Origin of the sequence: Inquilinus limosus (assembly GCF_051487185.1) — a bacterium.
Classification (GTDB): Bacteria; Pseudomonadota; Alphaproteobacteria; order DSM-16000; family Inquilinaceae; genus Inquilinus; species Inquilinus limosus_F.
Genome location: NZ_JAHVDK010000052.1, coordinates 1 through 24,539, shown reverse-complemented (window position 1 = coordinate 24,539; position 24,539 = coordinate 1). Strand labels below are relative to the sequence as shown.

22 protein-coding genes, 1 tRNA gene and 1 pseudogene are annotated in these 24,539 nt (G+C 68.2%); 2 read left to right on the top strand and 22 right to left on the bottom strand.

The genetic code is table 11. The features are described 5' to 3' along the window. The 6 genes from KXR53_RS34460 to KXR53_RS34435 form a co-directional block, all read right to left on the bottom strand. Positions 1-148 (bottom strand): GTP-binding protein (locus KXR53_RS34460; RefSeq protein ID WP_437362413.1); only part of this gene is annotated, 148 nt, incomplete at its 3' end. Between the two features lie 29 nt (positions 149-177). Then, positions 178-2,253, bottom strand: coding sequence for an elongation factor G (gene fusA, locus KXR53_RS34455; protein ID WP_437380145.1), 2,076 nt, complete (start codon positions 2,251-2,253; stop codon positions 178-180). A gap of 27 nt (positions 2,254-2,280) precedes the next feature. Then, positions 2,281-2,751 (bottom strand): 30S ribosomal protein S7, encoded by a 471-nt coding sequence (rpsG, locus tag KXR53_RS34450; RefSeq protein ID WP_437380144.1) that lies wholly within the window; start codon positions 2,749-2,751, stop codon positions 2,281-2,283. Between the two features lie 12 nt (positions 2,752-2,763). Beyond that, entirely contained in the window at positions 2,764-3,135 is a 372-nt protein-coding gene (gene rpsL, locus KXR53_RS34445) for a 30S ribosomal protein S12 (protein WP_026873043.1), read from the bottom strand. Between the two features lie 313 nt (positions 3,136-3,448). Beyond that, positions 3,449-4,378 carry an RNA polymerase sigma factor SigJ gene (sigJ, locus tag KXR53_RS34440; RefSeq protein WP_437380146.1) on the bottom strand — a complete coding sequence of 310 codons (930 nt, stop codon included), beginning with the start codon at positions 4,376-4,378 and terminating at the stop codon, positions 3,449-3,451. 48 nt (positions 4,379-4,426) lie between these two features. After that, the gene (locus tag KXR53_RS34435; protein WP_437380143.1) at positions 4,427-5,515 is read right to left on the bottom strand and encodes a glycosyltransferase family 4 protein; all 1,089 of its coding nucleotides are present in this window, start codon (positions 5,513-5,515) and stop codon (positions 4,427-4,429) included. A gap of 171 nt (positions 5,516-5,686) precedes the next feature. Between KXR53_RS34435 and KXR53_RS34430 the strand changes: the two genes are divergently transcribed. Beyond that, on the top strand, positions 5,687-6,313 hold the full coding sequence (locus tag KXR53_RS34430; RefSeq protein WP_437380142.1) for a 2OG-Fe(II) oxygenase: 627 nt from the start codon (positions 5,687-5,689) through the stop codon (positions 6,311-6,313). 69 nt (positions 6,314-6,382) lie between these two features. Here KXR53_RS34430 and KXR53_RS34425 read toward each other — a convergent pair whose 3' ends face one another. Together KXR53_RS34425 and KXR53_RS34420 are read right to left on the bottom strand one after the other, a co-directional pair. Then, positions 6,383-6,769, bottom strand: a complete 387-nt coding sequence (locus KXR53_RS34425) for a type II toxin-antitoxin system VapC family toxin (protein WP_437380141.1) — start codon at positions 6,767-6,769, stop codon at positions 6,383-6,385. After that, positions 6,766-7,011: a type II toxin-antitoxin system Phd/YefM family antitoxin gene (locus KXR53_RS34420; protein ID WP_437366258.1), complete on the bottom strand. Its 246-nt coding sequence runs from the start codon at positions 7,009-7,011 to the stop codon at positions 6,766-6,768. Before KXR53_RS34420 ends, KXR53_RS34425 begins: the two co-directional genes overlap by 4 nt. A gap of 175 nt (positions 7,012-7,186) precedes the next feature. On the opposite strand from KXR53_RS34420, the gene KXR53_RS34415 reads away from it, so the two are divergent. Beyond that, complete coding sequence (locus tag KXR53_RS34415; protein ID WP_437380140.1) at positions 7,187-7,561, top strand: hypothetical protein; 375 nt, start codon at positions 7,187-7,189, stop codon at positions 7,559-7,561. A 9-nt stretch (positions 7,562-7,570) separates the two neighbouring features. On the opposite strand, the gene KXR53_RS34410 is transcribed toward KXR53_RS34415, so the two are convergent. The 14 genes and pseudogenes from KXR53_RS34410 to tuf form a co-directional block, all read right to left on the bottom strand. Next, on the bottom strand, positions 7,571-8,728 hold the full coding sequence (locus KXR53_RS34410) for a glycosyltransferase (RefSeq protein ID WP_437380139.1): 1,158 nt from the start codon (positions 8,726-8,728) through the stop codon (positions 7,571-7,573). Positions 8,729-8,859: 131 nt separating this feature from the next. Beyond that, positions 8,860-13,188 (bottom strand): DNA-directed RNA polymerase subunit beta', encoded by a 4,329-nt coding sequence (rpoC, locus tag KXR53_RS34405; RefSeq protein ID WP_437380138.1) that lies wholly within the window; start codon positions 13,186-13,188, stop codon positions 8,860-8,862. Positions 13,189-13,264: 76 nt separating this feature from the next. After that, a complete protein-coding gene (gene rpoB, locus KXR53_RS34400; RefSeq protein WP_437380137.1) occupies positions 13,265-17,452 on the bottom strand; it encodes a DNA-directed RNA polymerase subunit beta in 4,188 nt (1,395 codons plus the stop codon). A 126-nt stretch (positions 17,453-17,578) separates the two neighbouring features. Further along, positions 17,579-17,959 (bottom strand): 50S ribosomal protein L7/L12, encoded by a 381-nt coding sequence (rplL, locus tag KXR53_RS34395; protein ID WP_437380136.1) that lies wholly within the window; start codon positions 17,957-17,959, stop codon positions 17,579-17,581. 52 nt (positions 17,960-18,011) lie between these two features. Continuing rightward, the gene (rplJ, locus tag KXR53_RS34390; RefSeq protein ID WP_437380135.1) at positions 18,012-18,530 is read right to left on the bottom strand and encodes a 50S ribosomal protein L10; all 519 of its coding nucleotides are present in this window, start codon (positions 18,528-18,530) and stop codon (positions 18,012-18,014) included. Between the two features lie 290 nt (positions 18,531-18,820). Next, on the bottom strand, positions 18,821-19,528 hold the full coding sequence (gene rplA, locus KXR53_RS34385) for a 50S ribosomal protein L1 (protein ID WP_437380134.1): 708 nt from the start codon (positions 19,526-19,528) through the stop codon (positions 18,821-18,823). Between the two features lie 5 nt (positions 19,529-19,533). Beyond that, entirely contained in the window at positions 19,534-19,965 is a 432-nt protein-coding gene (rplK, locus tag KXR53_RS34380; RefSeq protein ID WP_437380133.1) for a 50S ribosomal protein L11, read from the bottom strand. Positions 19,966-20,114: 149 nt separating this feature from the next. Then, a complete protein-coding gene (gene nusG, locus KXR53_RS34375; RefSeq protein WP_026873031.1) occupies positions 20,115-20,648 on the bottom strand; it encodes a transcription termination/antitermination protein NusG in 534 nt (177 codons plus the stop codon). Positions 20,649-20,651: 3 nt separating this feature from the next. Continuing rightward, the gene (gene secE / locus KXR53_RS34370; RefSeq protein WP_437380132.1) at positions 20,652-20,849 is read right to left on the bottom strand and encodes a preprotein translocase subunit SecE; all 198 of its coding nucleotides are present in this window, start codon (positions 20,847-20,849) and stop codon (positions 20,652-20,654) included. Positions 20,850-20,881: 32 nt separating this feature from the next. Continuing rightward, positions 20,882-20,957, bottom strand: a tRNA-Trp gene (locus tag KXR53_RS34365). 128 nt (positions 20,958-21,085) lie between these two features. Further along, positions 21,086-21,709, bottom strand: a complete 624-nt coding sequence (gene pdxT, locus KXR53_RS34360) for a pyridoxal 5'-phosphate synthase glutaminase subunit PdxT (RefSeq protein ID WP_437380131.1) — start codon at positions 21,707-21,709, stop codon at positions 21,086-21,088. Next, the gene (pdxS, locus tag KXR53_RS34355; RefSeq protein ID WP_437380130.1) at positions 21,703-22,647 is read right to left on the bottom strand and encodes a pyridoxal 5'-phosphate synthase lyase subunit PdxS; all 945 of its coding nucleotides are present in this window, start codon (positions 22,645-22,647) and stop codon (positions 21,703-21,705) included. The genes pdxT and pdxS overlap by 7 nt, the downstream gene beginning before the upstream one ends. A gap of 157 nt (positions 22,648-22,804) precedes the next feature. Beyond that, entirely contained in the window at positions 22,805-24,286 is a 1,482-nt protein-coding gene (locus KXR53_RS34350) for a PLP-dependent aminotransferase family protein (RefSeq protein ID WP_437380129.1), read from the bottom strand. 102 nt (positions 24,287-24,388) lie between these two features. Next, a pseudogene (tuf, locus tag KXR53_RS34345) lies at positions 24,389-24,539 on the bottom strand (elongation factor Tu); the annotation flags it as partial.

The window sequence follows — 24,539 nt, the reverse complement described above, 5'->3', positions numbered from 1 at the left end:
TCTGGTCGTACGCCGTGAACGTCGCCCCGCCCTTCTCCGCCAGCACCTTCGTGATCGCCGCCGTCAGCGACGTCTTGCCATGGTCCACGTGACCAATCGTGCCAATGTTGCAGTGCGGCTTCGTCCGCTCAAACTTCGCCTTCGCCATTATCTGTCTCCGTTCTTCTCACACGCGCATCAAGCAAGCTTGGCGCGGACTTCGTCGGCGATCGCCTGGGGCACCGGATCGTAGTGATCGAAGTGCATGGTGTACTGGGCGCGGCCCTGGGTCATGGACCGCAGATTGTTGACGTAGCCGAACATGTTGGCCAGCGGCACCATCGCCGAGACGACGCTGGCGTTGCCGCGGCTGTCCATGCCCTGGATCTGGCCGCGCCGGCTGTTCAGGTCGCCGATGACGTCGCCCATGTAATCCTCGGGCGTCACCACCTCGACCTTCATGATCGGCTCGAGCAGCGCCGGCTTGGCCTTCGGCAGCCCCTCGCGGAACGCCGCGCGGGACGCGATTTCGAAGGCCAGGACCGAGGAGTCGACGTCGTGGAAGGCACCGTCGATCAGGGTGGCCTTGAAGTCGATCACCGGGAAGCCGGCGATCACGCCGGTCTCCTTGGCCGACTCCAGCCCCTTCTCGACGCCGGGGACGTACTCCCTCGGCACCGCACCGCCGATGATCGCGCTCTCGAACTTGTAGCCCGAACCCGGCTCCTGCGGCTCGAACACGATCTTGACGCGGGCGAACTGGCCCGAGCCGCCGGTCTGCTTCTTGTGGGTGTAGTCGATCTCGGCCCGCTGGGTGATGGTCTCGCGATAGGCCACCTGCGGCGCGCCGACATTGGCGTCGACCTTGAATTCGCGCTTCATGCGATCGACCAGGATCTCGAGATGGAGCTCGCCCATCCCCTTGATCACGGTCTGGCCGCTCTCCTGGTCGACGGCGACGCGGAAGGACGGGTCCTCCTGCGCCAGGCGCTGCAGCGCCGTCGACATCTTCTCCTGGTCGGCCTTGGACTTCGGCTCGACCGCGACCTCGATCACCGGCTCCGGGAACTCCATGCGCTCGAGCACGATCGGCTTGGCCGGATCGCACAGCGTGTCGCCCGTCGTGGTGCCCTTGAGGCCGACCAGCGCGACGATGTCGCCGGCATTGGCCTCCTTGATCTCCTCGCGGTTGTTCGCATGCATCAGCAGCATGCGGCCGACCCGCTCCTTCTGGTTCTTGACCGAGTTCTGGACATAGGACCCGGCCAGGAGCGTGCCCGAGTAGATGCGGGCGAAGGTCAGCGAGCCGACGAAGGGGTCGGTCATGATCTTGAAGGCGAGGGCCGAGAACGGCGCCTCGTCATTGGTCGGCCGGGTGTCCGGCTCATCCGAATCGACCTTGTGACCCTCGACCTGGGCGACGTCGAGCGGCGACGGCAGGAAGTCGACCACGGCGTCGAGCAGGGTCTGCACGCCCTTGTTCTTGAAGGCGGAACCGCAGAGCACCGGCACGAACTTGAAGGTCAGCGTGCCCTTGCGGATGCAGGCGCGCAGCTGCTCCGGGGTCGGCTCGTTGCCCTCGAGATAGGCCTCCATCACCGCGTCGTCCATCTCGACCGCAGTGTCGATCAGGGCCTGGCGGTACTCGGCCGCCCGGTCCTTCAGGTCGGCCGGGATGTCCTCGAAGTGGAACTTGGCGCCGAGGCTGTCGTCCTCCCAGATCACCGCCCGGTTCTCGACCAGGTCGACGATGCCGGCATAGTCGCTCTCGATGCCGATCGGCAGGTTCAGCACCAGCGGCACCGCGCCCAGCCGGTCCTTGATCATGTCGACGCAGCGATAGAAGTTCGCGCCGATCCGGTCCATCTTGTTGACGAAGCAGATCCGCGGAACCCGGTACTTGTCGGCCTGGCGCCAGACGGTCTCGGACTGCGGCTCGACGCCGGCGACCGAGTCGAACACCGCCACCGCACCGTCGAGCACGCGCAGGGACCGCTCGACCTCGATGGTGAAGTCGACGTGGCCCGGCGTGTCGATGATGTTGACGCGGTAGTCGCGCCAGAACGCGGTGGTCGCGGCCGAGGTGATGGTGATGCCGCGCTCCTGCTCCTGCTCCATCCAGTCCATCGTCGCGGTGCCTTCATGCACCTCGCCGATCTTGTACGACTTTCCGGTGTAATACAGGATGCGTTCGGTCGTGGTCGTCTTACCGGCATCGATGTGCGCCATGATGCCGATGTTGCGGTACTTCTCGATCGCGTGGCTACGCGGCATGATCAGTCTCTCGGGCCGGAGGCTGGGTTACCAGCGGTAGTGCGAGAACGCCTTGTTGGCGTCCGCCATCTTGTGGGTGTCCTCGCGCTTCTTCACCGCGGCGCCGCGCTGATTGGCGGCGTCCAGCAGCTCGTTCGAGAGGCGGTCGACCATGGTGGTCTCGGAGCGCTTGCGCGCGGCCTGGATCAGCCAGCGGATGGCCAGGGCCTGGCCGCGCTCGGCGCGGACTTCGACCGGCACCTGGTAGGTGGCGCCGCCGACGCGGCGCGAGCGGACCTCGACGTGCGGGCGGACATTCGCCAGCGCCTCGTGGAAGGCCACGATCGGGTCACCCTTGGTGCGGGCCTGCAGCTTGTCGAGGGCACCGTAGACGATGCTCTCGGTGGCCGACTTCTTGCCGTCGAACATGAGGTTGTTCATGAACTTCGACAGGACGACATCGCCGAATTTCGGGTCCGGCAGGATCTCACGCTTCTCGGCGCGATGGCGACGGGACATGGGGAGACCTCCTTACTTCGGACGCTTGGCGCCGTACTTCGACCGGCGCTGGCGACGATCCTTGACGCCCTGCGTGTCGAGCGTGCCGCGAATGATGTGGTAACGCACGCCCGGCAAGTCCTTGACACGGCCGCCGCGGATCATGACGACCGAGTGCTCCTGCAGGTTGTGGCCCTCACCCGGGATGTAGCTGGTGACCTCGAACCCGTTGGTCAGGCGCACGCGCGCCACCTTACGAAGCGCCGAGTTCGGCTTCTTCGGGGTCGTGGTGTAGACACGGGTGCAAACGCCACGCTTCTGCGGGCAGGCCTGGAGAGCCGGCACCTTGTTGCGCGCCCGCTGCGGCTGGCGCGGCTTACGGATCAACTGATTGATCGTCGGCATATCTGCCCTTCTTGGTTCTTCGACAAAACGGCCCGGCAAAGCGGCCCACCCTCCCGGGCTCCGCTGCACTGACACACACTCCGAGAGAAGGATGACGCAAACGATACAGGACCCCGAGGCGCCCACACCTGCGGGGCCAACCGGAGTCCTTCGCTTGTCGCGGCCGCACCATGATGCGCCCGCGGTCGTCTGTCTCTGCGGAAAGCGCGTCTAACCCGCCCTGCGACGGATTACAGCCGGCTCCCGGAAAAGCGCGCGGACTATACGGATGCACCCCTGCCCCGTCAAGCCGCATCGATCGCGTCCGGAACGATCAGGCGCCGCCCCGCTCCGGCAGCGAAACGGAGCCCAGCTTATCGGGGTTGCGGGTCCAGAACACGCCGGTGATGCCCTCGGGTCCGACGGCGAAGTCGATGGTGCCCATCACCTCGTCGCCATCCATAACCAGATAGCCCGGCTGGCCATTGATCCAGCGTGGCAGGTAGGTAAAGGACGGCCCGAACTTGCGCCAGACGCCCTGGAAGAACCGGGCCACCCTGTCGGCGCCCTCGATCACGTTCATCGCCGCCCGCACCTTGCCGCCGCCGTCGCTGTAGAGCTTGGCGTCGCGGGCCAGCAGCGCGGTCAGTTGGGCCAGATCGCCGGAGCGCAGGGCGTCGCGGAACGCCACCACCATCGCCTCGTGCTGCGGCTGCGGCACCGGCTCGGCGATGAGGTCGCTGCCCTCCAGCTTGCGCCGGGCCCGGCTGACCAGCTGCCGGGTGGCGGCGTCGCTGCGGTCGAGAGCCGCCGCCACGGCGGCATGCTCCAGGCCGAAGACATGCTGCAGCAGATAGGCCGCGCGCTCGACCGGAGTCAGCCGCTCCAGCAGCAGCAGGAAGGCCGTGGTCAGCGTCTCGCTGCGCTCCAGCTCTTCGGCGGCGGAGGGGGCGGTCTCGCTCACCAGCGGCTCCGGCAGCCAGGGGCCGACATAGGTCTCGCGCCGGTGCCGGGCCGAGCGGAGCTGGTCGATGCACAGCCGGGAGCAGGCGGTGACCAGCCAGGCCCTGGGATTGTCGATAGCGCCGCGGTCGGCCGCCTGCCAGCGCAGCCAGGTCTCCTGCACCGCGTCCTCGGCATCGGCGCGCGAGCCGAGCATGCGGTAGGCCAGCCCCCAGAGCACCTTGCGGCTGGCTTCGAAATCCGCGGCGTCGGAGCGGGCATGGGCGTGGTCCATCTGCGTCTCGGTGGCGAAGGGCGACACGGACAAGACGGGACAGCCTTCCGGAATGTGACGTCGGGGTCGACGCGATCAGCCTACACCCGCGGCGGCCAGATGGCGGGCGCGGATCTCGTCGAGCCCGGCAACGATGCCGCGGGCGTCGAAATGCGCCCGGGCCCGGGCCGGCCCCTCGAGCTGCAGCCGGCGGCGCAGATCCGGGTCGCCGATCAGGGTCTCGGCCGCCGCCCGGATGTCCTCGGTGGTCACCTTCGGCAGAATCAGCGCCTTGTCGGCGGTGATCTCGCGCAGCCCCCCGGTGCCGGAGCAGATCAGGGCGGCGCCCCAGGTCAGCGCCTCCAGCGCGGTGCGGCCGAACGGCTCCTCATAGACCGAGGGCACCGAGGCGATGGCGGCGCGGCGGACCCAGCCCATCACCTCCTCATGCGGCATGAAGGGCAGGAACTGCGCCCGGTCGCCGGCCTCGGCCAGGGTCGCCTTGACCTGCTCGACAAAGGCGGGGTCGCGGCCGCGGCCGATCATCACCGCCCGCCAGTCCGGATGCGCCGCCAGCACCGGCTTCATCGCCCGGGCGAATTCCAGCGGCCCCTTCTCCGGGATGACCCGGCCGACCTGGATGATGATGTTCTCCTTGGCCTCGGGCGGCGGCGCCGGCTCGGCCATGTCGAGGCCGTTGTACACGACGTCCAGCGTGCCCTTGTACCAGGGCGCATGCTCCCGGAAGTGCCGGCGCAGCGCCTCCGACACGAAGACGAAGCCGGCGAAGCGGGACACGGCGGCGCGGTAGTGCAGCCGCCACAGCAGCCCCTTGTGGAAGCGGATGAAGTTGTGCCGGAAGTACAGGAGCGGCACCCGCGGCAGCGCCCGGGCCAGGGCCGAGGCCGTGACCCGATGGGCGTGCACCTCGATCAGCGACGGGTTCAATGCTGCGATCTGCGGCAGCGCCCGGCGCATCCAGCGGCGGTGCGGCTCTCCCTCCTCGAGCGGGATCGGGTGGAAGCGGATGCCGGGGAAGGGCTCGCCCGCATCCTGCCCGACCACGACGATGTCCTGCGCGTAGCGGCTGAAGGTGACGGTGTCGCGCGCATAGAGATCGACCGGGCTGGCGCCGACGGCGCCGAACTTCATCTTGCGCGGCAGGACGATGACGATGGGACCCATGGATACCTCCGGGCGCCTTTTATGGCGGCCCGGCGCCCCCGACGCCAGCCCCTCGCCGGGGTGCGACGCGCTGCGAGTTGATCGCAGGCGAGGCCGAGCCTATGCTCCGCCGCGGAATTGCGTGGCCGCCCCGCTTCGACGGAGGCCGGCCGCGCCTGAGGAGACGGTGTGATGCTTCGCTACGATGTGCTCGAACAGGCGACGGTGGATCGGACGCCGTTTCCGCATGTGATTTCCGCGGATGTGCTGCCGGAGGAGCGCCGCGCCGAGCTGGAGCGTGACTTCCCCGACATCCCGATCACCGGCTTCGTGCCGCCGGACGAGTACCCGGCCGGCGCCGCGTTCAAGGAGCTGGTGTCGGACGTCACCAGCAAGGAATTCGCCACCATGTTGGGCGCCAAGTTCGGCCTCGACCTGGCATCGAAGCCGACGCTGGTGACGGTGCGCAAGTGGTCGGAGCCGGCGGCCGGACGGCCGCACACCGATGGGCCGGACAAGATCGTCACCGCGCTGGTCTATCTGAACCAGGAATGGGCCTCGACCGAAGGCTGCCTGCGCATCCTGCCGAGCCAGGACATCAACAGCCCGGGCGCGCGGGAAGTGGCGCCGACCTTCGGCAACTTCCTGGCCTTCCAACGCTCCGACCATTCCTGGCACGGCCATCTGCCGTTCAAGGGCGAACGCCGGGTGCTGCAGATCGCCTGGTGCGTCAATGAGGAGGCGATCGCCCGCAAGCGCAAGCGCCACGGTCAGTCGAGCTTCCTGAAGAAGCTGTTCTCCTTCGGCAAGAAACACTAGCGGGCCGAGGCGGCCTCCCCGTCGCCTTTCCCTATCCGATCGCGAGCGGCTCGCGTTTCCGATTTGGCATCACACCAGCCGGAGCGGGCCCGGGTACTGCGCCACGGTCGCGTCGGCCGTGAGCAACAGGATGCCTTCGACCGTGGCCTGCGCGACCAGCAAGCGGTCGAAAGGATCCTTGTGGATCGGCGGCAGGGCGTCGACCGCGATCGCATGTGCGCCCAGAATTGGCAGCTCCTGATAGCCGTTATCGATCAGGCCACGGCGCAGTATCCGCACATCGACCTGGAAATTCGGCCGGTTCAAACCGCGCTTGATCGCGATTTCCCAGAGGCTGACGACGCTGAAGACCAGTTCGTTGCCGGTGTCGGCCATCAAGTTGAAGGCATCGGCCGGCACTCGTTCGGCGCCCTCCGCCGCCCAAAGCAGCAGATGGGTGTCGAGCAGCAGCTTCACGCCTCGCCCTCGAACATCTTCTCGATGTCCGCCGCCCCCATCGTATCGAAATCGTCAGGCACCGTGATCTGGCCGGCCATGAAGCCGAACCGTTTGACCTGGGCCGGTTCCGGGGCATCGAGCGCCGACACTTTCACCAACGGCTTGCCCGCCTTGGCGATCAGGAAAGGCTCACCCTTCACGGCCTGTTCGATCAGCCGGGAAAGGTGGGTCTTGGCCTCGTGAATGTTGTAGGTCCGCATCTGCCGATTGAGTCTAGTTTAGAGGACTAAGTTTATGCCATGCTCATCCGGCGTCAAGAAGTATCCCGCCAGCCGCCTGCCCCTTCGATCGGCCGGAAGCATTGAGCGAGATGGCCGAAGCCCCATATCGGATCGGGGGAGCCGGTCGGGCCGCCCCCGATCGAGGGAGACGGCCATGCACCCGATCCGCACCCTTGTCGTCGCCGGCTTCGTCCTGACCGGCTGCATCGCCGCAGCGCCGCCAGAGGTGGCGCCCGACCCGGCCGTGGCGGCCAGGGTTCGGCAGCTCTCCGGCAACAATGCCTGCAGCGACCGGATCGCCGGGGCGCTGACCGCCGCCCGGATCACAGCCGATCGGATCTCCGGCTACGACCTGGCGCCGGTGTCGCCGGGCGGGCGGCGCATCTCGGGAAACCGGCGAGCCCTGCAGCGGCAGGCCTGGTTCAAGATGGCCGGCGGCGGCATCGTGGTGGTGCAGTTCGAATCTTCGAACTGCCGCATCGCTGCCCTCTACGCCCGCGACGGCGCGACGCTGCCGGCGTCCGGCTGACCTCCGGCTCTACCGGCCGGCGAGGCGCTCCAGTAGCAGCACCGCCTCCGCCACGTCCGGCATGGCGGCGACCTCCCGCGCCACGCGCTCTGCCGCCCGGCGATAGGCCGGGTCGGCCAGCACCGCCTGCGCGGCCTCGCGCACCGTCTGGACCGTGCTGCTGATGGGCTCGAGCACGCGGGCGGCACCGAGCGCGGCGCAGCGTGCGGCATTGGCCGGCTGATCCGCCCCGATCGGCAGCAGGACCATGGGCACGCCATGCGCCAGCCCGCCGATCACGGCGCCCGAGCCGGCCTGAGAGACCATCAGTTCGCAGCGGGGCAGCAGCAGCGACTGCGGCACGTAGCGCTCGATCCGGACATGATCCGGCTGCGGCCCGAAGGCCGCCGGGTCGATCTCGCGGCCCGTGGTCACGACCAGGTTGATCGGCAGGTCTCGCAGGCCCGCGATCGCCCGATCGAGCAGGTCGCCAGCTTCCAGATGGAACACGGTGCCGAGCGTGGCGTAGACGGTCGGCCGGCCCGGCGGCAGATCGGCGAGCCAGGATGGGGTAGGCCCGTCCACGGCGGCCTCCCCGACCGCCGGGCGGATCAGCCGCGCCGTGGCTGGCAGCGGATGGGCCGGGTCGCGGAACGACGGCGGCACCGGCGACAGCACCAGGTGCCGATGCAGCATCGCCAAGTCCGGATCGGGGTCCAGGCCGTGCTCAACCCGAAGGGCATTCAGCGGTTCCGCCACCAGCTCAGGCCGGACCAGCGCGCCGGCCGCGATCACCAGCACCGAGGCATGCGGCAGGCCGAGACGCTCGGCCGCCACCATGGCGCCGAAATCCATCTCGTCGCAGACTAGGAGGTCCGGCCGCCACCGGCCGCAAAGCTCCAGCAGCGCGGCCGCCCGGTCGCGCGCCACCCGGCCGGCGAAGCCGTCGCGCACCGCCCGGTCCTCCCGTTCGGCGTCGAAGGGGAGCAGCGGCGTTCGCTCGGAGGATGAGCGGAGCGTCGCCCCGCCGGCGGCGAAGGCGGCGAAGCCGGCGGCCTCGACCGTCGGGACCATTGCCGGCTGGCCGGCGAAGGCCACGGCGTGGCCGGCCGCCTGCACCGCCCGGGCGACCGGGACCAGCGGCAGGAAATGCCCGCTGCCGCCGGCGAAGCTGAACAGGACCCGCACTGCCGATCCTCCAGGCCGATTCCGTCCCCCTCTGGGATTGCAGTGACCCGGCCCCCTTCCCCGTGCAAATAAAAACCCCCTCCGCCGAGACGGAGGGGGCTTTTCCGAAGCAATAAGGACCTACGCCCGGATCAGGCGGCGCTGGCCTCGCCCGGGGGCAGGGCGGGCTCGCCGCCCTGCTCTTCCTGCTGCAGCCGCGCCTGGCGGTCGCGCTCGCCGGCGATCTGCCGCAGACGGTTGACCACCGAGCCGGTGCCGGCCGGGATCAGGCGGCCGACGATGACGTTCTCCTTGAGGCCGGCCAGGTCGTCGACCTTGCCGGAGACCGCCGCCTCGGTGAGGACGCGGGTGGTCTCCTGGAACGAGGCCGCCGAGATGAACGACTTGGTCTGCAGCGAGGCCTTGGTGATGCCCTGGAGCACCGACACGCCCTTGGCCGGCCGCAGGTTCTCGCGGATGGTCTTCTCGTTCTCTTCCTCGAAGTCCTCGCGGTCGATCTGGTCGCCGAGCAGGAGGGTGGTGTCGCCCACCTCCGTCACCTCGACCTTCTGCAGCATCTGGCGGACGATCACCTCGATGTGCTTGTCGTTGATCTTCACGCCCTGCAGGCGATAGACGTCCTGGATCTCGTTGACGAGATAGTCCGCCAGCGCCTCGACGCCCAGCACCGACAGGATGTCGTGCGGCACCGGGTTGCCGTCCAGGAGCTGGTCGCCCTTGAGAACGTAGTCGCCCTCCTGCACCGAGATGTGCTTGCCCTTCGGAATGAGGTACTCGCGCTCCTCGCCCGACTCCTCGTTCCGCACCACGATGCGCCGCTTGGTCTTGTAGTCCTTGCCGAACTCGACCCGGCCATCGATGTCCGAGATGATGGCGTAGTCCTTCGGCTTGCGGGCCTCGAACAGCTCGGCGACGCGCGGCAGACCACCGGTGATGTCACGCGTCTTCGAGCCTTCGCGCGGGATACGGGCCAGCACGTCGCCGGCCTGCACCTGCGCGCCGTTCTCGACCTGCAGGATGGCGTCGACCGAGAGGAAGTAACGCGCCTCGAGGCCGTTCGGCAGGCGGATCACCTCGCCCCGGTCGTCGCGCAGGACGATGCGCGGCTTCAGCTGGTCGCCACGCGGCTGCTGCCGCCAGTCGACCACCACCTTGGACGAGATGCCGGTCTGCTCGTCGACGACCTCGCGCATCGAGACGCCTTCGACCAGGTCCATATAGGTCGCCGTACCCGCCTTCTCGGTGATGATCGGCATGGTGTACGGGTCCCACTCGGCCATCTTGCGGCCGCGCTCGATCCGCTCGCCGTCATCGACCAGCAGCTTGGCGCCGTAAGGCAGGCGGTGGCGCGCCTTCTCGCGGCCCTGCTCGTCGACGAGCTGGAGCTCGCAGTTGCGGCTCATCACCACCAGGACGCCCTGGCTGTTCTTGACAACGTTGCGGTTCTTGATCTGGACCTTGGCGTCGAACGCCGCCTCGATCGCCGACGCTTCGGCGCCGCGCTGGGCCGCGCCGCCGATGTGGAAGGTCCGCATCGTCAGCTGCGTGCCCGGCTCGCCGATCGACTGCGCCGCGATGACGCCGACCGCTTCGCCGATGTTCACCGGCGTGCCGCGGGCCAGGTCGCGGCCGTAGCACTTGCCGCAGATGCCGCCCTTGGTCTCGCAGGTCAGGGCCGAGCGGATCAGGATCCGGTCGATGCCGGCGGCCTCGACCGCCTCGACCAGCGCCTCGTCGATCAGCTCGCCCTGCTTGACCACCACATCGCCGGTCAGCGGGTGCAGCACGTCCTCGCCGGCGCAGCGGCCGAGGATGCGCTCGCCCAGCGGCACGATCACCTCGCCGCCGTCGATCACGGCGCCGGTGGTGATGCCGTTCCTGGTGCCGCAATCCTCCTCGACCACCACGCAATCCTGGGCGACGTCGACCAGGCGGCGGGTGAGGTAGCCGGAGTTCGCGGTCTTCAGCGCGGTGTCGGCCAGGCCCTTGCGGGCGCCGTGCGTCGAGTTGAAGTACTCGAGAACGGTCAGGCCTTCCTTGAAGTTCGAGATGATCGGCGTCTCGATGATCGAGCCGTCCGGCTTCGCCATCAGGCCGCGCATGCCGGCGAGCTGCCGGATCTGCGCCGCCGAACCGCGGGCGCCGGAATGGGCCATCATGTAGACCGAGTTCACCTGCCGCGTCGGGTCGGTGAGCGTGGCCTGGATCTCGGCCATCATCTCACGCGCCACCTCGTCGGTGGTGTTCGACCACACGTCGACCACCTTGTTGTACTTCTCGCCGCGGGTGATCAGGCCGTCGAGATACTGGTTCTCGTACTCCTTGACCAGCTCGGAGGCCTTGGAGATCAGCTTCTCCTTGGCCTTCGGGATGACCATGTCGTCCTTGCCGAAGGAGATGCCGGCGCGGCAGGCATGGGCGAAGCCCAAGCCCATCAGCCGGTCGCAGAAGATCACCGTCTCCTTCTGGCCGCAGTGGCGGTAGACGATGTCGATGACGTTGGTGACGTCCTTCTTCGTCAGCAGCCGATTGACCAGCGAGAACGGCACCGACGGATGCCGCGGCAGGATCTCGGACAGGAGCATCCGGCCCGGCGTCGTGGTGACGCGCAGGACCACCTCCTGCCCGGTCTCGTCGACCGTGGTGAAGCGGGTCTTGATCCGGCTGTGCATGCCGATCACGCCGGCCGCCATCGCCTGCTCCATCTCGCCGATCGAGGCGAAGCGGGGCACCTGATGCGCGGTCAGCTTGCCGGACTTCAGCTTCTCGAACACCGACTTGACGTCGGCGGCGTCGATCACCTCCGCCGGCTTCTCGGGGTTCTGCAGGATGATGTCGTCATTGGCGATCGCGGCGGTCAGCGCCTCGATGCTGTCGATCGAGATCGCCGGGCCGAGCCGGTCGTTGCGCTCCATCGACAGATAGTAGATGCCGAGGACGATGTCCTGCGACGGCACGATGATCGGCTTGCCGTTGGCCGGGCTGAGAATGTTGTTGGTCGACATCATCAGCACGCGGGCCTCGAGCTGGGCCTCGAGCGCGAGCGGCACGTGCACGGCCATCTGGTCGCCGTCGAAATCGGCGTTGAAGGCGGTGCAGACCAGCGGGTGCAGCTGGATCGCCTTGCCCTCGATCAGGGTCGGCTCGAAGGCCTGGATGCCCAGGCGGTGCAGCGTCGGGGCGCGGTTCAAGAGGACCGGGTGCTCGCGGATCACCTCCTCGAGGATATCCCAGACCTCCGGCCGCTCCTTCTCCACCATCCGCTTCGCGGCCTTGATGGTGGACGCCATGCCGTACAGCTCGAGCTTGTGGTAGATAAACGGCTTGAACAGCTCGAGCGCCATCTTCTTCGGCAGGCCGCACTGGTGGAGCTTCAGCTCCGGCCCGACGACGATGACCGAACGGCCCGAATAGTCGACGCGCTTGCCGAGCAGGTTCTGGCGGAACCGGCCCTGCTTGCCCTTCAGCATATCGCTGATCGACTTCAGCGGGCGCTTGTTGGCGCCGGTGATGACGCGGCCGCGGCGGCCGTTGTCGAACAGCGCGTCGACCGCCTCCTGCAGCATGCGCTTCTCGTTGCGCACGATGATGTCGGGCGCGCGCAGCTCGATCAGCCGCTTCAGGCGGTTGTTGCGGTTGATGACGCGGCGGTACAGGTCATTGAGGTCGGACGTGGCGAAGCGGCCGCCGTCCAGCGGGACAAGCGGGCGCAGCTCCGGCGGGATCACCGGAACGACGTCGAGCACCATCCATTCCGGATGCGAGCCGGATTCGAGGAAGGCATCGATCAGCTTCAGCCGCTTGACCAGCTTCTTGCGCTTGGCCTCGGAGCCGGTCTCGCGCAGCTCCTCGCGGACCTTGACCCGCTCCTCCGTCAGGTCGATGCCCGAGAGCATGCCTTTCAGCGCCTCGGCGCCGATCTTGGCGGTGAAGGCGTCCTCGCCGTACTCGTCCTGGGCGCGAAGATACTCGTCCTCGGTGAGGAGCTGGTTCTTCTTCAGCGCGGTCAGGCCGGGCTCGACCACCACGAAGCTCTCGAAGTACAGGACCTTCTCGAGATCCTTCAGCGTCATGTCGACCATCAGGCCGATGCGCGACGGCAGCGACTTCAGGAACCAGATATGCGCCACCGGCGAGGCCAGCTCGATATGGCCCATGCGCTCGCGCCGGACCTTCGACAGCGTGACCTCGACGCCGCACTTCTCGCAGATGATGCCGCGGTACTTCATGCGCTTGTACTTGCCGCACAAGCACTCGTAGTCCTTGATCGGACCGAAGATCCGGGCGCAGAACAGGCCGTCGCGCTCCGGCTTGAAGGTCCGGTAGTTGATCGTCTCCGGCTTCTTGATCTCGCCATAGGACCAGGAACGGATGCGCTCCGGGCTGGCGATCTGGATCTTGATCTGGTCGAAGCTCTGCGGCGTCGAGACCTGGCCGACGAGATTCATCAACTCGTTCATGTACCTGCTCCCCCGGGGGTAGGGACGGACGTATAGGGTTCACGCGGCCGGTCCTCTCGGACCGGCCGCAGAAAGTTCAGTAAGTGCGCTGCTCGAGCTCGACATTGAGGCCCAGCGACCGCAGCTCCTTCATCAGCACGTTGAAGGATTCGGGGATGCCGGCCTCGAAGTTGTCGTCGCCGCGGACGATCGCCTCGTAGACCTTGGTGCGGCCGGACACGTCGTCCGACTTCACCGTCAGCATCTCCTGCAGCGTGTAGGCCGCGCCGTAGGCCTCGAGGGCCCACACCTCCATCTCGCCGAAGCGCTGGCCGCCGAACTGGGCCTTGCCGCCCAGCGGCTGCTGGGTGACTAGGCTGTACGGGCCGATCGACCGGGCGTGGATCTTGTCGTCCACCAGGTGATGCAGCTTCAGCATGTAGATGTAGCCGACGGTCACCTTGCGGGCGAACTGCTCGCCGGTGCGGCCGTCATGCAGCGTGACCTGGCCCGAGGAGGACAGCCCGGCCTTCTCCAGCATGTGGACGATGTCGTCCTCGCGGGCGCCGTCGAACACCGGCGTCGCCATCGGCACGCCCTTGCGCAGGTTGCCGGCCATCTCGATCAGCTCATCCGAGGACATGTCCTGGATGTCCTCGTCGTACTGGCTGCCGTAGACGTCCTTCAGCTTGCCCTGCAGCGCCTCGATGGTCTTGCCGGTGTTCTCGCCGCGGCGCGACTGCGACTGATACTGGTCGATGACCTCGCCAATCTGGCGGCCGATGCCGGCCGAAGCCCAGCCGAGATGGGTCTCCAGGATCTGGCCGACATTCATGCGGCTGGGCACGCCGAGCGGGTTCAGCACCAGGTCGACATGGGTACCGTCCTCGAGATACGGCATGTCCTCGATCGGCATGATCTTGGACACGACGCCCTTGTTGCCGTGACGGCCGGCCATCTTATCGCCGGGCTGCAGCTTGCGCTTCACCGCGACGAAGATCTTGACCATCTTCATCACGCCGGGCGGCAGCTCGTCACCGCGCTGCAGCTTCTCGACCTTGTTGTCGAACCGTGCCTCGAGGCCCTTCACCTGCTCGTCGAAGTGACGTCCCATGGCCTCGATATCGGCCATGCGCGCCTCGTCGGCGATGGTGATCTGGCGCCACTGGCCGCGGCTGAAGTCCTTCAGCTGCACCTCGGTGATCTCGCCGCCGGTCTGGAAGCCCTTCGGGCCGGAGACCGAGGTCTGGCCGATCAGCAGGTCCTTCAGCCGGGCGAAGAAGCTGCGCTCCAGGATCGCGCGCTCGCTGTCGCGGTCCTTGGCCAGCCGCTCGATCTCGGCCCGCTCGATCGCCAGCGCACGCTCGTCCTTGTCGACGCCGCGGCGCGAGAACACCCGCACCTCGACGATCGTGCCGGTGACGCCCGGCGGCAGCCGCAGCGAGGTGTCGCGGACGTCGGACGCCTTCTCGCCGAAGATGGCGCGGAGCAGCTTCTCCTCCGGCGTCATCGGGCTCTCGCCCTTCGGCGTGACCTTGCCGACCAGGATGTCGCCCGGCTTCACCTCGGCGCCGATATAGACGATGCCCGCCTCGTCGAGGTGGCGCAGCGCCTCTTCACCGACATTCGGGATGTCGCGGGTGATCTCCTCCTGACCCAGCTTGGTGTCGCGCGCCATCACCTCGAATTCCTCGATGTGGATCGAGGTGAAGACGTCGTCCTTGACGATGCGCTCGGAGATGAGGATCGAGTCCTCGAAGTTGTAGCCGTTCCAGGGCATGAAGGCGACGAGCACGTTGCGGCCGAGCGCGAGCTCGCCGAGCTCGGTCGACGGGCCGTCGGCCACGATGTCGCCCTTGCGCACCCGGTCGCCGACCTTCACCAGCGGCCGCTGGGTGATGCAGGTGCTCTGGTTCGAGCGCTGGAACTTGAGCAGGTTGTAGATATCGACGGTGGAGGCCGCGCCCTCGGTGTCGGTCACCCGCACGACGATGCGGGTGGCGTCGACCGTGTCGACGATGCCGGCGCGGCGGGCGACGATGGTGACGCCGGAATCCCGGGCCACCGTGCCCTCCATGCCGGTGCCGACCAGCGGCGCGTCGGCACGCACCAGCGGCACCGCTTGGCGCTGCATGTTCGAGCCCATCAGCGCACGGTTGGCGTCATCGTTCTCGAGGAACGGGATCAGCGCCGCGGCCACCGAGACGATCTGCTTCGGCGAGACGTCGACCAGATCGATCGATTCCGGCTTCGACATCACGTAGTCGCCGCCCTGGCGGCAGGAGACGAGGTCGCCGACGAAGCGCCCCTCCCCGTCCAGCTCGGCATTCGCCTGGGCGATGGTGTAGCGGCTCTCCTCCATCGCCGAGAGGTAGATGACCTCGTCGGTGACGCGGCCGTCGACCACGCGGCGATACGGGCTCTCGATGAAGCCGTACTTGTTCACCCGGGCATAGGTGGCCAGCGAGTTGATCAGGCCGATGTTCGGGCCTTCCGGCGTCTCGATCGGGCAGATCCGGCCGTAATGGGTCGGGTGCACGTCGCGCACCTCGAAGCCGGCGCGCTCGCGGGTCAGACCGCCCGGGCCGAGGGCCGAGAGGCGCCGCTTGTGCGTGATCTCGGACAGCGGGTTGGTCTGGTCCATGAACTGGCTGAGCTGCGAGGAGCCGAAGAACTCCCGCACCGCCGCCGCCGCCGGCTTCGCGTTGATCAGGTCGTGCGGCATGATCGTGTCGATGTCGACGGACGACATGCGCTCGCGGATCGCGCGTTCCATGCGCAGCAGGCCGACGCGGTACTGGTTCTCCATCAGCTCGCCGACCGAGCGGACGCGGCGGTTGCCGAGGTTGTCGATGTCATCGACCTCGCCGCGGCCGTCCTTCAGATCGACCAGGATCTTCAGGATGGCGAGGATGTCCTCCTTGCGCAGGACGCGGAGCTGGTCGTCGGTCTCAAAGCCCAGGCGGGCGTTCATCTTCACCCGGCCGACGGCCGAGAGGTCGTAGCGCTCCTGGTCGAAGAACAGGCCGTTGAACAGCGCCTCGGCGCTCTCCAGCGTCGGCGGCTCGCCCGGGCGCATGACGCGGTAGATGTCGATCAGCGCGTCCTCGCGGCTGGCGTTGCGGTCGATCGCCAGGGTGTTGCGCAGATACGGGCCGACATTGACGTGGTCGATGGCGAGCACGGTCAGGGTGTCGAAGCCCTTCTCCTCAAACAGGTCGAGGACGGTCTGGGTGACCTCGTCGCCGGCCTCGAAGAAGACCTCGCCGGTCTTCTCATCGATCACGTCGACGGCCAGGTAGCGGCCGGCCACGTCCTCGGCCGGGACCAGGATCTCGGTGACGCCCTGCTCGACCAGCTTGCGGATGACGCGCGGCGTCATCTTGGTGTCGGCCTGCGCCACCACCTCGCCCGAGGCGGCGTCGACCAGGTCGGCGGTCAGCTTGACGCCCTTCAGGCGCTCGCCGTCGAAGGCGGTCTTCCAGCCGTCCTTGGCGCGGCTGTAGGCGACGCTGTCGTAGAAGTAGCCGAGGATCTCCTCCCGGCTCATGCCCTGCGCCTCATAGGGCTGCAGACCGCGGCCGTCCTTCGCCCGCGTCTGGCGCAGCGTGGCGGTGCCGGCCGAATCCAGCGCCATCAGCAGCGTCGTGGTCGGCAGCTTGCGGCGGCGGTCGATGCGGACATAGAGGTGGTCCTTGGCGTCGAACTCGAAGTCGAGCCAGGAGCCGCGATAGGGGATTACGCGGGCGGCGAACAGGTACTTGCCCGAGGAGTGGGTCTTGCCCTTGTCGTGGTCGAAGAACACGCCCGGGCTGCGGTGCATCTGGGAGACGATGACGCGCTCGGTGCCGTTGATGATGAAGGTGCCGTTCGCCGTCATGAGCGGCATGTCGCCCATGTAGACGTCCTGCTCCTTGATGTCGCGGATCGAGCGCAGGCCCGTATCCTCCTCGACATCGAACACGGTCAGGCGCAGCGTCACCTTGAGGGGCGCGGCGAAGGTCATGCCCCGCTGCTGGCACTCCTCGACGTCGTATTTCGGCTCTTCCAGCTCGTAAGAAACAAAATCGAGCTCGGCGCGTTCAGAGAAGTCCTTGATCGGGAACACCGACCGGAACACCTCCTGCAGGCCGACCACGGCCCGGGCCGCCGGCTTGATGTTCATCTGCAGGAACTGATCGTAGGAGCTGCGCTGCACCTCGATCAGATTCGGCATTTGGGCGACCTCGGGGATCCGCCCGAAACTCTTGCGGACGCGCTTACGGCCGGTGAAGGTCTGAGCCATGTGAGCCCCTCGTTTCCAACAAATGCCCGAACAGGTACGGAACACAAACGTCCGTTCGCGGCCGACCCCTGGGGATCGGCCGCGCCCGGACTACAGTGACAAAACAGCCTGAAGTGCCACGCGGTCTTACTTGACGTCGACCTTGGCGCCGGCTTCTTCGAGCTGCTTCTTGATCTTGGCGGCCTCGTCCTTCGACACGCCTTCCTTGACGGGCTTCGGCGCGCCTTCGACGAGGTCCTTGGCCTCCTTGAGGCCGAGGCCGGTGATCGCACGGACCTCCTTGATCACGTTGATCTTCTTGTCGCCGGCGTCCGCCAGGACGACGGTGAACTCGGTCTGCTCCTCGGCCGGAGCAGCGGCAGCGGCAGCCACGCCCGGAGCCGCGGCAACCGCGACCGGAGCGGCGGCGGAAACGCCCCACTTCTCCTCGAGCAGCTTCGAGAGTTCGGCGGCCTCGAGGACCGTCAGGCTCGACAGCTCGTCCACCAGCTTTGCAAGATCAGCCATTTCGTTCTCCTAAGACTTGGGCTTTCTGGGTACGGTTTCAACAGGTGCGGCGCTACGCCGCCTCGTCCTTCTTGGCATAGGCGCCGAAGACGCGGGCCAGCTGCCCGGCCGGAGCCTGCAGAACGCCAGCGATACGGGTCGCCGGGGTCTGGATCATGCCCACCAGCTTCGCCCGCAACTCGTCGAGCGACGGCAGCGTGGCGAGAGCCTCGACACCCTTCTGATCGAGCAGCTGAGGACCGAGACCGCCGCCGATGATCTGCAGCTTCTCGTTCTTCTTGGCGTAGTCGACCGCCACCTTCGCCGCCGCGACCGCGTCCTGGGAGAACGCGATGGCGGTCGGGCCGGTGAACAGGTCGGCCAGATGCTCGAACTGGGTGCCCTGAAGGGCGATGCGGGCGAGCCGGTTCTTGGTCACGCGGAACGAGGCCCCCGCCGCGAGCATTTGCCGCCGGAGATCGGTCGACTCGGCCACCGTCATCCCGCCTTGGCGGGTGACGACGACCATGTTCGCCGTCCGGAACGACTCCTGCAACGCGGCGATCTTCTCTTCCTTCTGTGTACGGTTCACGGATCGCCTCCGTTGTCGGGGCCCCGCCCCGGCCGAAGCCGGAATGGAACCCCAGTCCACACTGGACCGGCCCTTGGGCGTGGTGCGCCCGGTGCCGATCCGCTCTCCTGTCCCAGAAGTCCAAGCCCCGCACGACGCCCGGGCCGAGGCCCGGCCGCCGCCGTTGATTGGGTTCGACTCCCGTCTATGCAGGTGGTTTTAAGCGCCTCGCGGTGCCCCTGCAGTCTCGGACAGGTTCGGGCAGGGCCGAGGCCCCACCCTGTCCACTACCCTTTCGGGCAGCGTATTCCTCAGGCGCCAGCGCCCTCGTGCAGCTTCGCCAGGTCCAGCTTGTAGCCCGGGCCCATGGTCGAGGTGACGGTCACCTTCTTCAGATAGGTGCCCTTGGCCCCGCTGGGCTTGGCGCGCTGGATCGCCTCGACGAAGGCGCGGATGTTGCCGATCAGCGCCTCTTCCGTGAAGCTGGCCTTGCCGACGCCGGCATGGACGATGCCCGCCTTCTCGGCCCGGAACTCCACGGCGCCGCCCTTGGCGGCCTTGACCGCGGCGGCGACGTCGGGGGTGACGGTGCCGAGCTTCGGGTTCGGCATCAGGCCGCGCGGGCCCAGCACCTTACCGAGGCGGCCGACCACGCCCATCATGTCCGGGGTGGCGATGCAGCGATCGAAATCGGTGCGGCCGTCCAGGATCTCCTTGGCCAGATCGTCGGCGCCGACGATGTCGGCCCCGGCGGCCTGCGCCTGCTCGGCCTTGTCGCCCTTGGCGAACACCAGGACGCGCACGGTCTTGCCGGTGCCGTTCGGCAGCTGGACCACGCCGCGGACCATCTGGTCGGCGTGGCGCGGGTCGACGCCGAGATTCATCGCGATCTCGACGGTCTCGTCGAACTTCGCCGTGGCCGACGCCTTCAGCAGCTTGACTGCCTGGGCTAGATCGTAGGCCGCCTCGGGGTTCAGCCCCTTGGTCGCGGCGCGCATGCGCTTGGAAAGCTTCGCCATGGCCGTTACTCCACCACCTCGATGCCCATCGACCGGGCCGAGCCCTTGATCATCTGGGCGGCCGCCTCGACATCGTTCGCGTTGAGATCCTTCATCTTGATCTCGGCGATCTCGCGCACCTGCTTCATCGTGATCTTGCCGACATGGACGCCCTTGCCGGGCGTCTGGCTGCCCTTGTCGAGCCCCGCGGCCTTCTTGATGAAGTAGGTGTTCGGCGGCGTCTTGGTGACGAAGGTGAAGGTCCGGTCCGCATAGGCCGTGATCACGACCGGGATCGGCATCCCCTTCTCCAGGTTCTGCGTCTGGGCGTTGAACGCCTTGCAGAACTCCATGATGTTCAGACCGCGCTGACCCAGCGCCGGGCCGATCGGCGGCGACGGGTTGGCGGCGCCCGCGGGCACCTGCAGCTTGATCTGTCCTACGACCTTCTTTGCCATCTCAGATCCCTCAACAACTGATCCCTCCGGCGGAACCGGAGGGACGGGGAAACGCGGTCACGACCCCCGGAGGACTTCCCGGGAAGGTCTCCCGCGCCGCTCCCCCGCACCCGAAGGCGCGGGGTATGCCGACGACGATCGACGGATCGTCACGAAACCTTTTCGACCTGCGTGTACTCCAGCTCGACCGGGGTGGCGCGACCGAAGATCGACACCGCGACCTTGAGCCGCGACCGCTCCTCGTCCACCTCCTCCACCACGCCGTTGAAGCTGGTGAAGGGACCGTCGGCCACGCGCACCGTCTCGCCAACCTCGAAGCTGATGGAGGGCTTCGGCCGCTCCACCCCTTCCTGGACCTGCTGCATGATCCGCATCGCCTCGGTCTCGCTGATCGGGATCGGCTTGTTGCCGGACCCGAGAAAACCGGTGACCTTCGGCGTGTTCTTGACCAGATGCCAGGCCCGGTCGGACAGCTCCATCTTGAGCAGCACGTAGCCCGGGAAGAACTTGCGCTCGGTGTTGACCTTCTGCCCGCGGCGGATCTCGACGACCTCCTCGGTCGGCACGACGATCTGCTCGAAATGGTCGGACAGGCCCTTCTGCTCCGCCTGCTCGCGGATCGACTCCGCGACCTTCTTCTCGAAATTCGAATAGACGTGCAGCACGTACCAACGCATCGCCATGGCTCAGCCCCCCATGCCGATGATGGAGGTCACCGCCCAGCCGGCGACCCAGTCGACCAGCAGGAAGAAGATCGACATGAGGGTGACGAACACGAACACCATGCCGGTGGTGATCGCGGTCTCCTTCCGTGTCGGCCAGGTGACCTTCGCGGTCTCCTGGCGGACCTGCCTGAAGAACTGGACGGGGCTGGTCTTGGCCATGTCTACCAATCAAATCGCCGGTCAGGCGGGCTTGGCAGGAGTGGAGGGTCTCGAACCCCCAACCTTCGGTTTTGGAGACCGACGCTCTACCAGTTGAGCTACACTCCTCCGGGGACCGCCCTGCCTTCAGGAAACGCGACGAGGCGCGCTCGCCGCCCTGACCGCGGAGCGAACGGCCTTGTAGCGGAAGCGCAGGGCAGAATCAACACCTGTTCCCGAGGCGTCTCCGTTTTCTTTTACGCGGCCTGCTCGGCCTCGGTTCCGGCGGCGGTGGCGATGTCCACAAACAGCCGGTGCACCCGCCGGTCGGCCGACAGTTCGGGATGGAAGGTCGCGGCCAGGACCCGGCCCTGGCGCACCAGCACCGGGTCCCCGTCCCGCTCGGCCAGCACCTCGACCCCGGGGCCGACCTCGGCGATGCGCGGCGCCCGGATGTAGACCGCCTCCAGCGGCCCGCCGGGCAGCGCGGCCGGGGTCTCCAGGATCGCCGAATCGTTCTGCCGGCCATAAGCGTTGCGCTCGACCGTGGCGTCGAGCACGCCGAGGCTCTCCTGCTCCGGGTGCCGCACCCGGCGGGCCAGGAGGATGCAGCCGGCGCAGGTGCCGAAGACCGGCCTGGTCTCGGCAAAGCGCTTGAGCGGGTCGAGCAGCCCGTCGCGCGCTGCCAGCTTCAGGAGGGTGGTGGATTCACCGCCCGGGATCACCAGGCCGGCGAGGCCGTCGAGATGGGCCGGCAGGCGCACCGGGGCGGGCTCCGCCCCGGCTTCGTGCAGCGCCTGGACGTGGGCCTCGACGTCGCCCTGCAGCGCCAGCACGCCGATGCGCGGCGCGCCGGTGCCCTCGTTCCGTGCCGTCACCATCCGCGCGTCTGCAGCATCTGGGCGGGCTCCAGCGCCGCCACCGCCAGCCCCTTCATCGCGCCCTGGCACTCGGCGCTGGCCTCGGCCAGGATCGCGGCGTCGTCGTAATGGGTGGTGGCGCGGACGATGGCGCGGGCGCGGCGCTCCGCCTCCTCCGGCTCGGCGAAGGTCTGCGCATCCCGCATGAAGATGCCCGAGCCGACGAACACCGCCTCGGCGCCGAGCTGCCGCACCAGCGCGGCATCGGCCGGGGTGGCGATGCCGCCCGCCGAAAAGTTCGGCACCGGCAGCCGGCCGGTCTCGGCCACCAGCCGCACCAGCTCGTAGGGCGCCGCCAGCTCCTTGGCCGCGCTGTACAGCTCCTCCGGCCGCAGCACGGTCAGGCCGCGGATATCTCTGCTGATCTGGCGCAGATGCTGGACCGCATGGACCACGTCGCCGGTGCCGGCCTCGCCCTTGGTGCGGATCATGGCCGCGCCCTCGGCGATCCGGCGCAGCGCCTCGCCCAGGTTGCGGGCGCCGCAGACGAAGGGGGTGACGAAGGCGTGCTTGTCGACATGGTGCGCCTCGTCGGCCGGGGTCAGCACCTCGGATTCGTCGATGAAGTCGACGCCGAGCGACTGCAGCACCTGGGCCTCGGCGAAATGGCCGATGCGGCACTTGGCCATCACCGGGATCGACACCGCCGCCATGATCTCCTTGATCTTCAGCGGCGAGGCCATGCGGGCGACGCCGCCCTCGGCCCGGATCTGCGCCGGCACCCGTTCCAGCGCCATCACCGCGACGGCGCCGGCGCGCTCGGCGATCTCGGCCTGGCGCGCATCTGTGACGTCCATGATGACGCCGCCCTTCAGCATCTCGGCCAGGCCGGTCTTGAGGCGCAAGGAGGTCGGGGACTGGGTCGCACCGTTGCCGGTGCCGTGGGCGGTGACGGTCATGGGCTCTCTCTCCGAACAGGTCCGCCCGAAAGCTACGTACTCGGCACTGGTCGGATAAGATCCACCGAACCGGTAATTTCATGGGGCCAGTTCACTGCCGAAGAATACCGGTCTCGGAGATGGTGGATTCGGATTCCTGCGAGAACGATGGTACCAGTCAGGCTGCCCCGCCGCGGCGGAAGGACTGCACCACCTCGCGCAGCAGGGCGACGCCCTGGCGGATATCCGCCTCCTCCAGCGCCGCGTAGCCCATCACGAAGCCGGCGCCGGCCTCCGGCCCCTGGCCGGTTGCAAGTTCGGCCGGGACGATGCCGACCGAGCGCAGCGCCGCCGCCTCGGCCACGCTGCCGGCCAGCGCGGCCGGGATGTCACGGAAGCGGACCACGAGGTGCAGCCCGGCCTTCGCGCCCTCGATCTCCACCGCCGCGCCGAAGGCCTCGCGCAGCGCCGTCACCAGCGTGTCGCGGCGGCGCTGGTTGCGCCGGCGGGTGCGGCGGATGTGGCGCTCGAAATGGCCGTCGCGGATGAAATGCGCGAACACCGCCTGGTCGAGCGAGGCGGTGTGCCGGTCGGTCAGCTGCTTGGCCCGCAGGAACGGCTCCACCAGCTCCGGCGGCAGCACCATGTAGCCGAGGCGCAGGCCGGGCGACAGCACCTTGGAGACGGTGCCGGAATAGATCACGAGGCCGGAGCGGTCGAGCGCCTGCAGCGATTCGACCGGGCGGCCCTCGTAGCGGTACTCGCTGTCGTAGTCGTCCTCGAGGATGGTGGTGCCGCCGCGTTCGGCCCAGTCCAAGAGGGCCAGGCGGCGCGCCGCCGGCATCACCCCGCCGGTCGGGAACTGGTGGCTGGGGGTGACATGGGCCAGCCGCACCCCGGCCTCGGGCGGCGGCAGCCGGGCGGTGTCGAGCCCGTCGGCATCGACCGGCACCGGCAGCAGCCGCGCGCCGATCGCCTCCGCGGCCAGTCGGGCGCCGCTGTAGCCCGGATCCTCGACCACCACCGCGTCGCCGGGGTCGACCAGCACGCGCAGGGCGAGGTCGACCGCCTGCTGCGAGCCGTTGACGATCAGGATCTGCTCCGGCCGCGCCTGCACCGCCCGGGCCCGCGCCAGATAGTCGGACAGGGCGCCGCGCAGCTCCGGCAGGCCCTGCGGGTTCTCGTAGAGATAGGGCTTGCCGGCGCGGCGCCGGATCTCGCGCAGCAGCAGGCGGCGCCAGATGTCGACCGGGAAGTCGGCGGCGCTGACCGTGCCGTAATGGAAGCTGTAGCGCAGGCCGCCGCGACGGGTCAGACTCTCGACGTCGAGGCCGCGCAGCCGCTCGCTGTAGCGCGACAGCCGGGGCGGGCGCGGCGCCGGGGAAGGCACCGCAGCGACGCCGGGCCGCGGGGCGGTCCCGGCCGGCAGCGCCGCGCCGACAAAGGTGCCGGCGCCCGGCCGGCTCTCGAGATAGCCTTCGGCCAGGAGCTGCTCATAGGCCAGCAGCACGGTGTTGCGCGAGATCGCGAACTGGTCGGCCAGCGCGCGGGAGGAGGGCAGCCGCGTGCCGGGCGCCGCGGCGCCGCTCAGGATCGACGCCTTGAGCTGCTCATAGATCTGGGTCTGCAGCGGCGCGTCGCGGTCGAGACGGATCACCATGGCTTCATCCTCGGCCATCGCCCGAAACGACGGAAGGGCGGGGAGATCCCCGCCCTTCCGCACGTATCGGCACTGGATACCGCCGGGAGGCGGCAGCCGGTGTTACTCGATGATGGAGGCGACGACGCCGGCGCCGACGGTGCGGCCGCCTTCGCGGATGGCGAAGCGCAGGCCCTCATCCATGGCGATCGGGGCGATCAGCTCGACCGTCATCGAGATGTTGTCGCCCGGCATCACCATCTCGGTGCCCTCC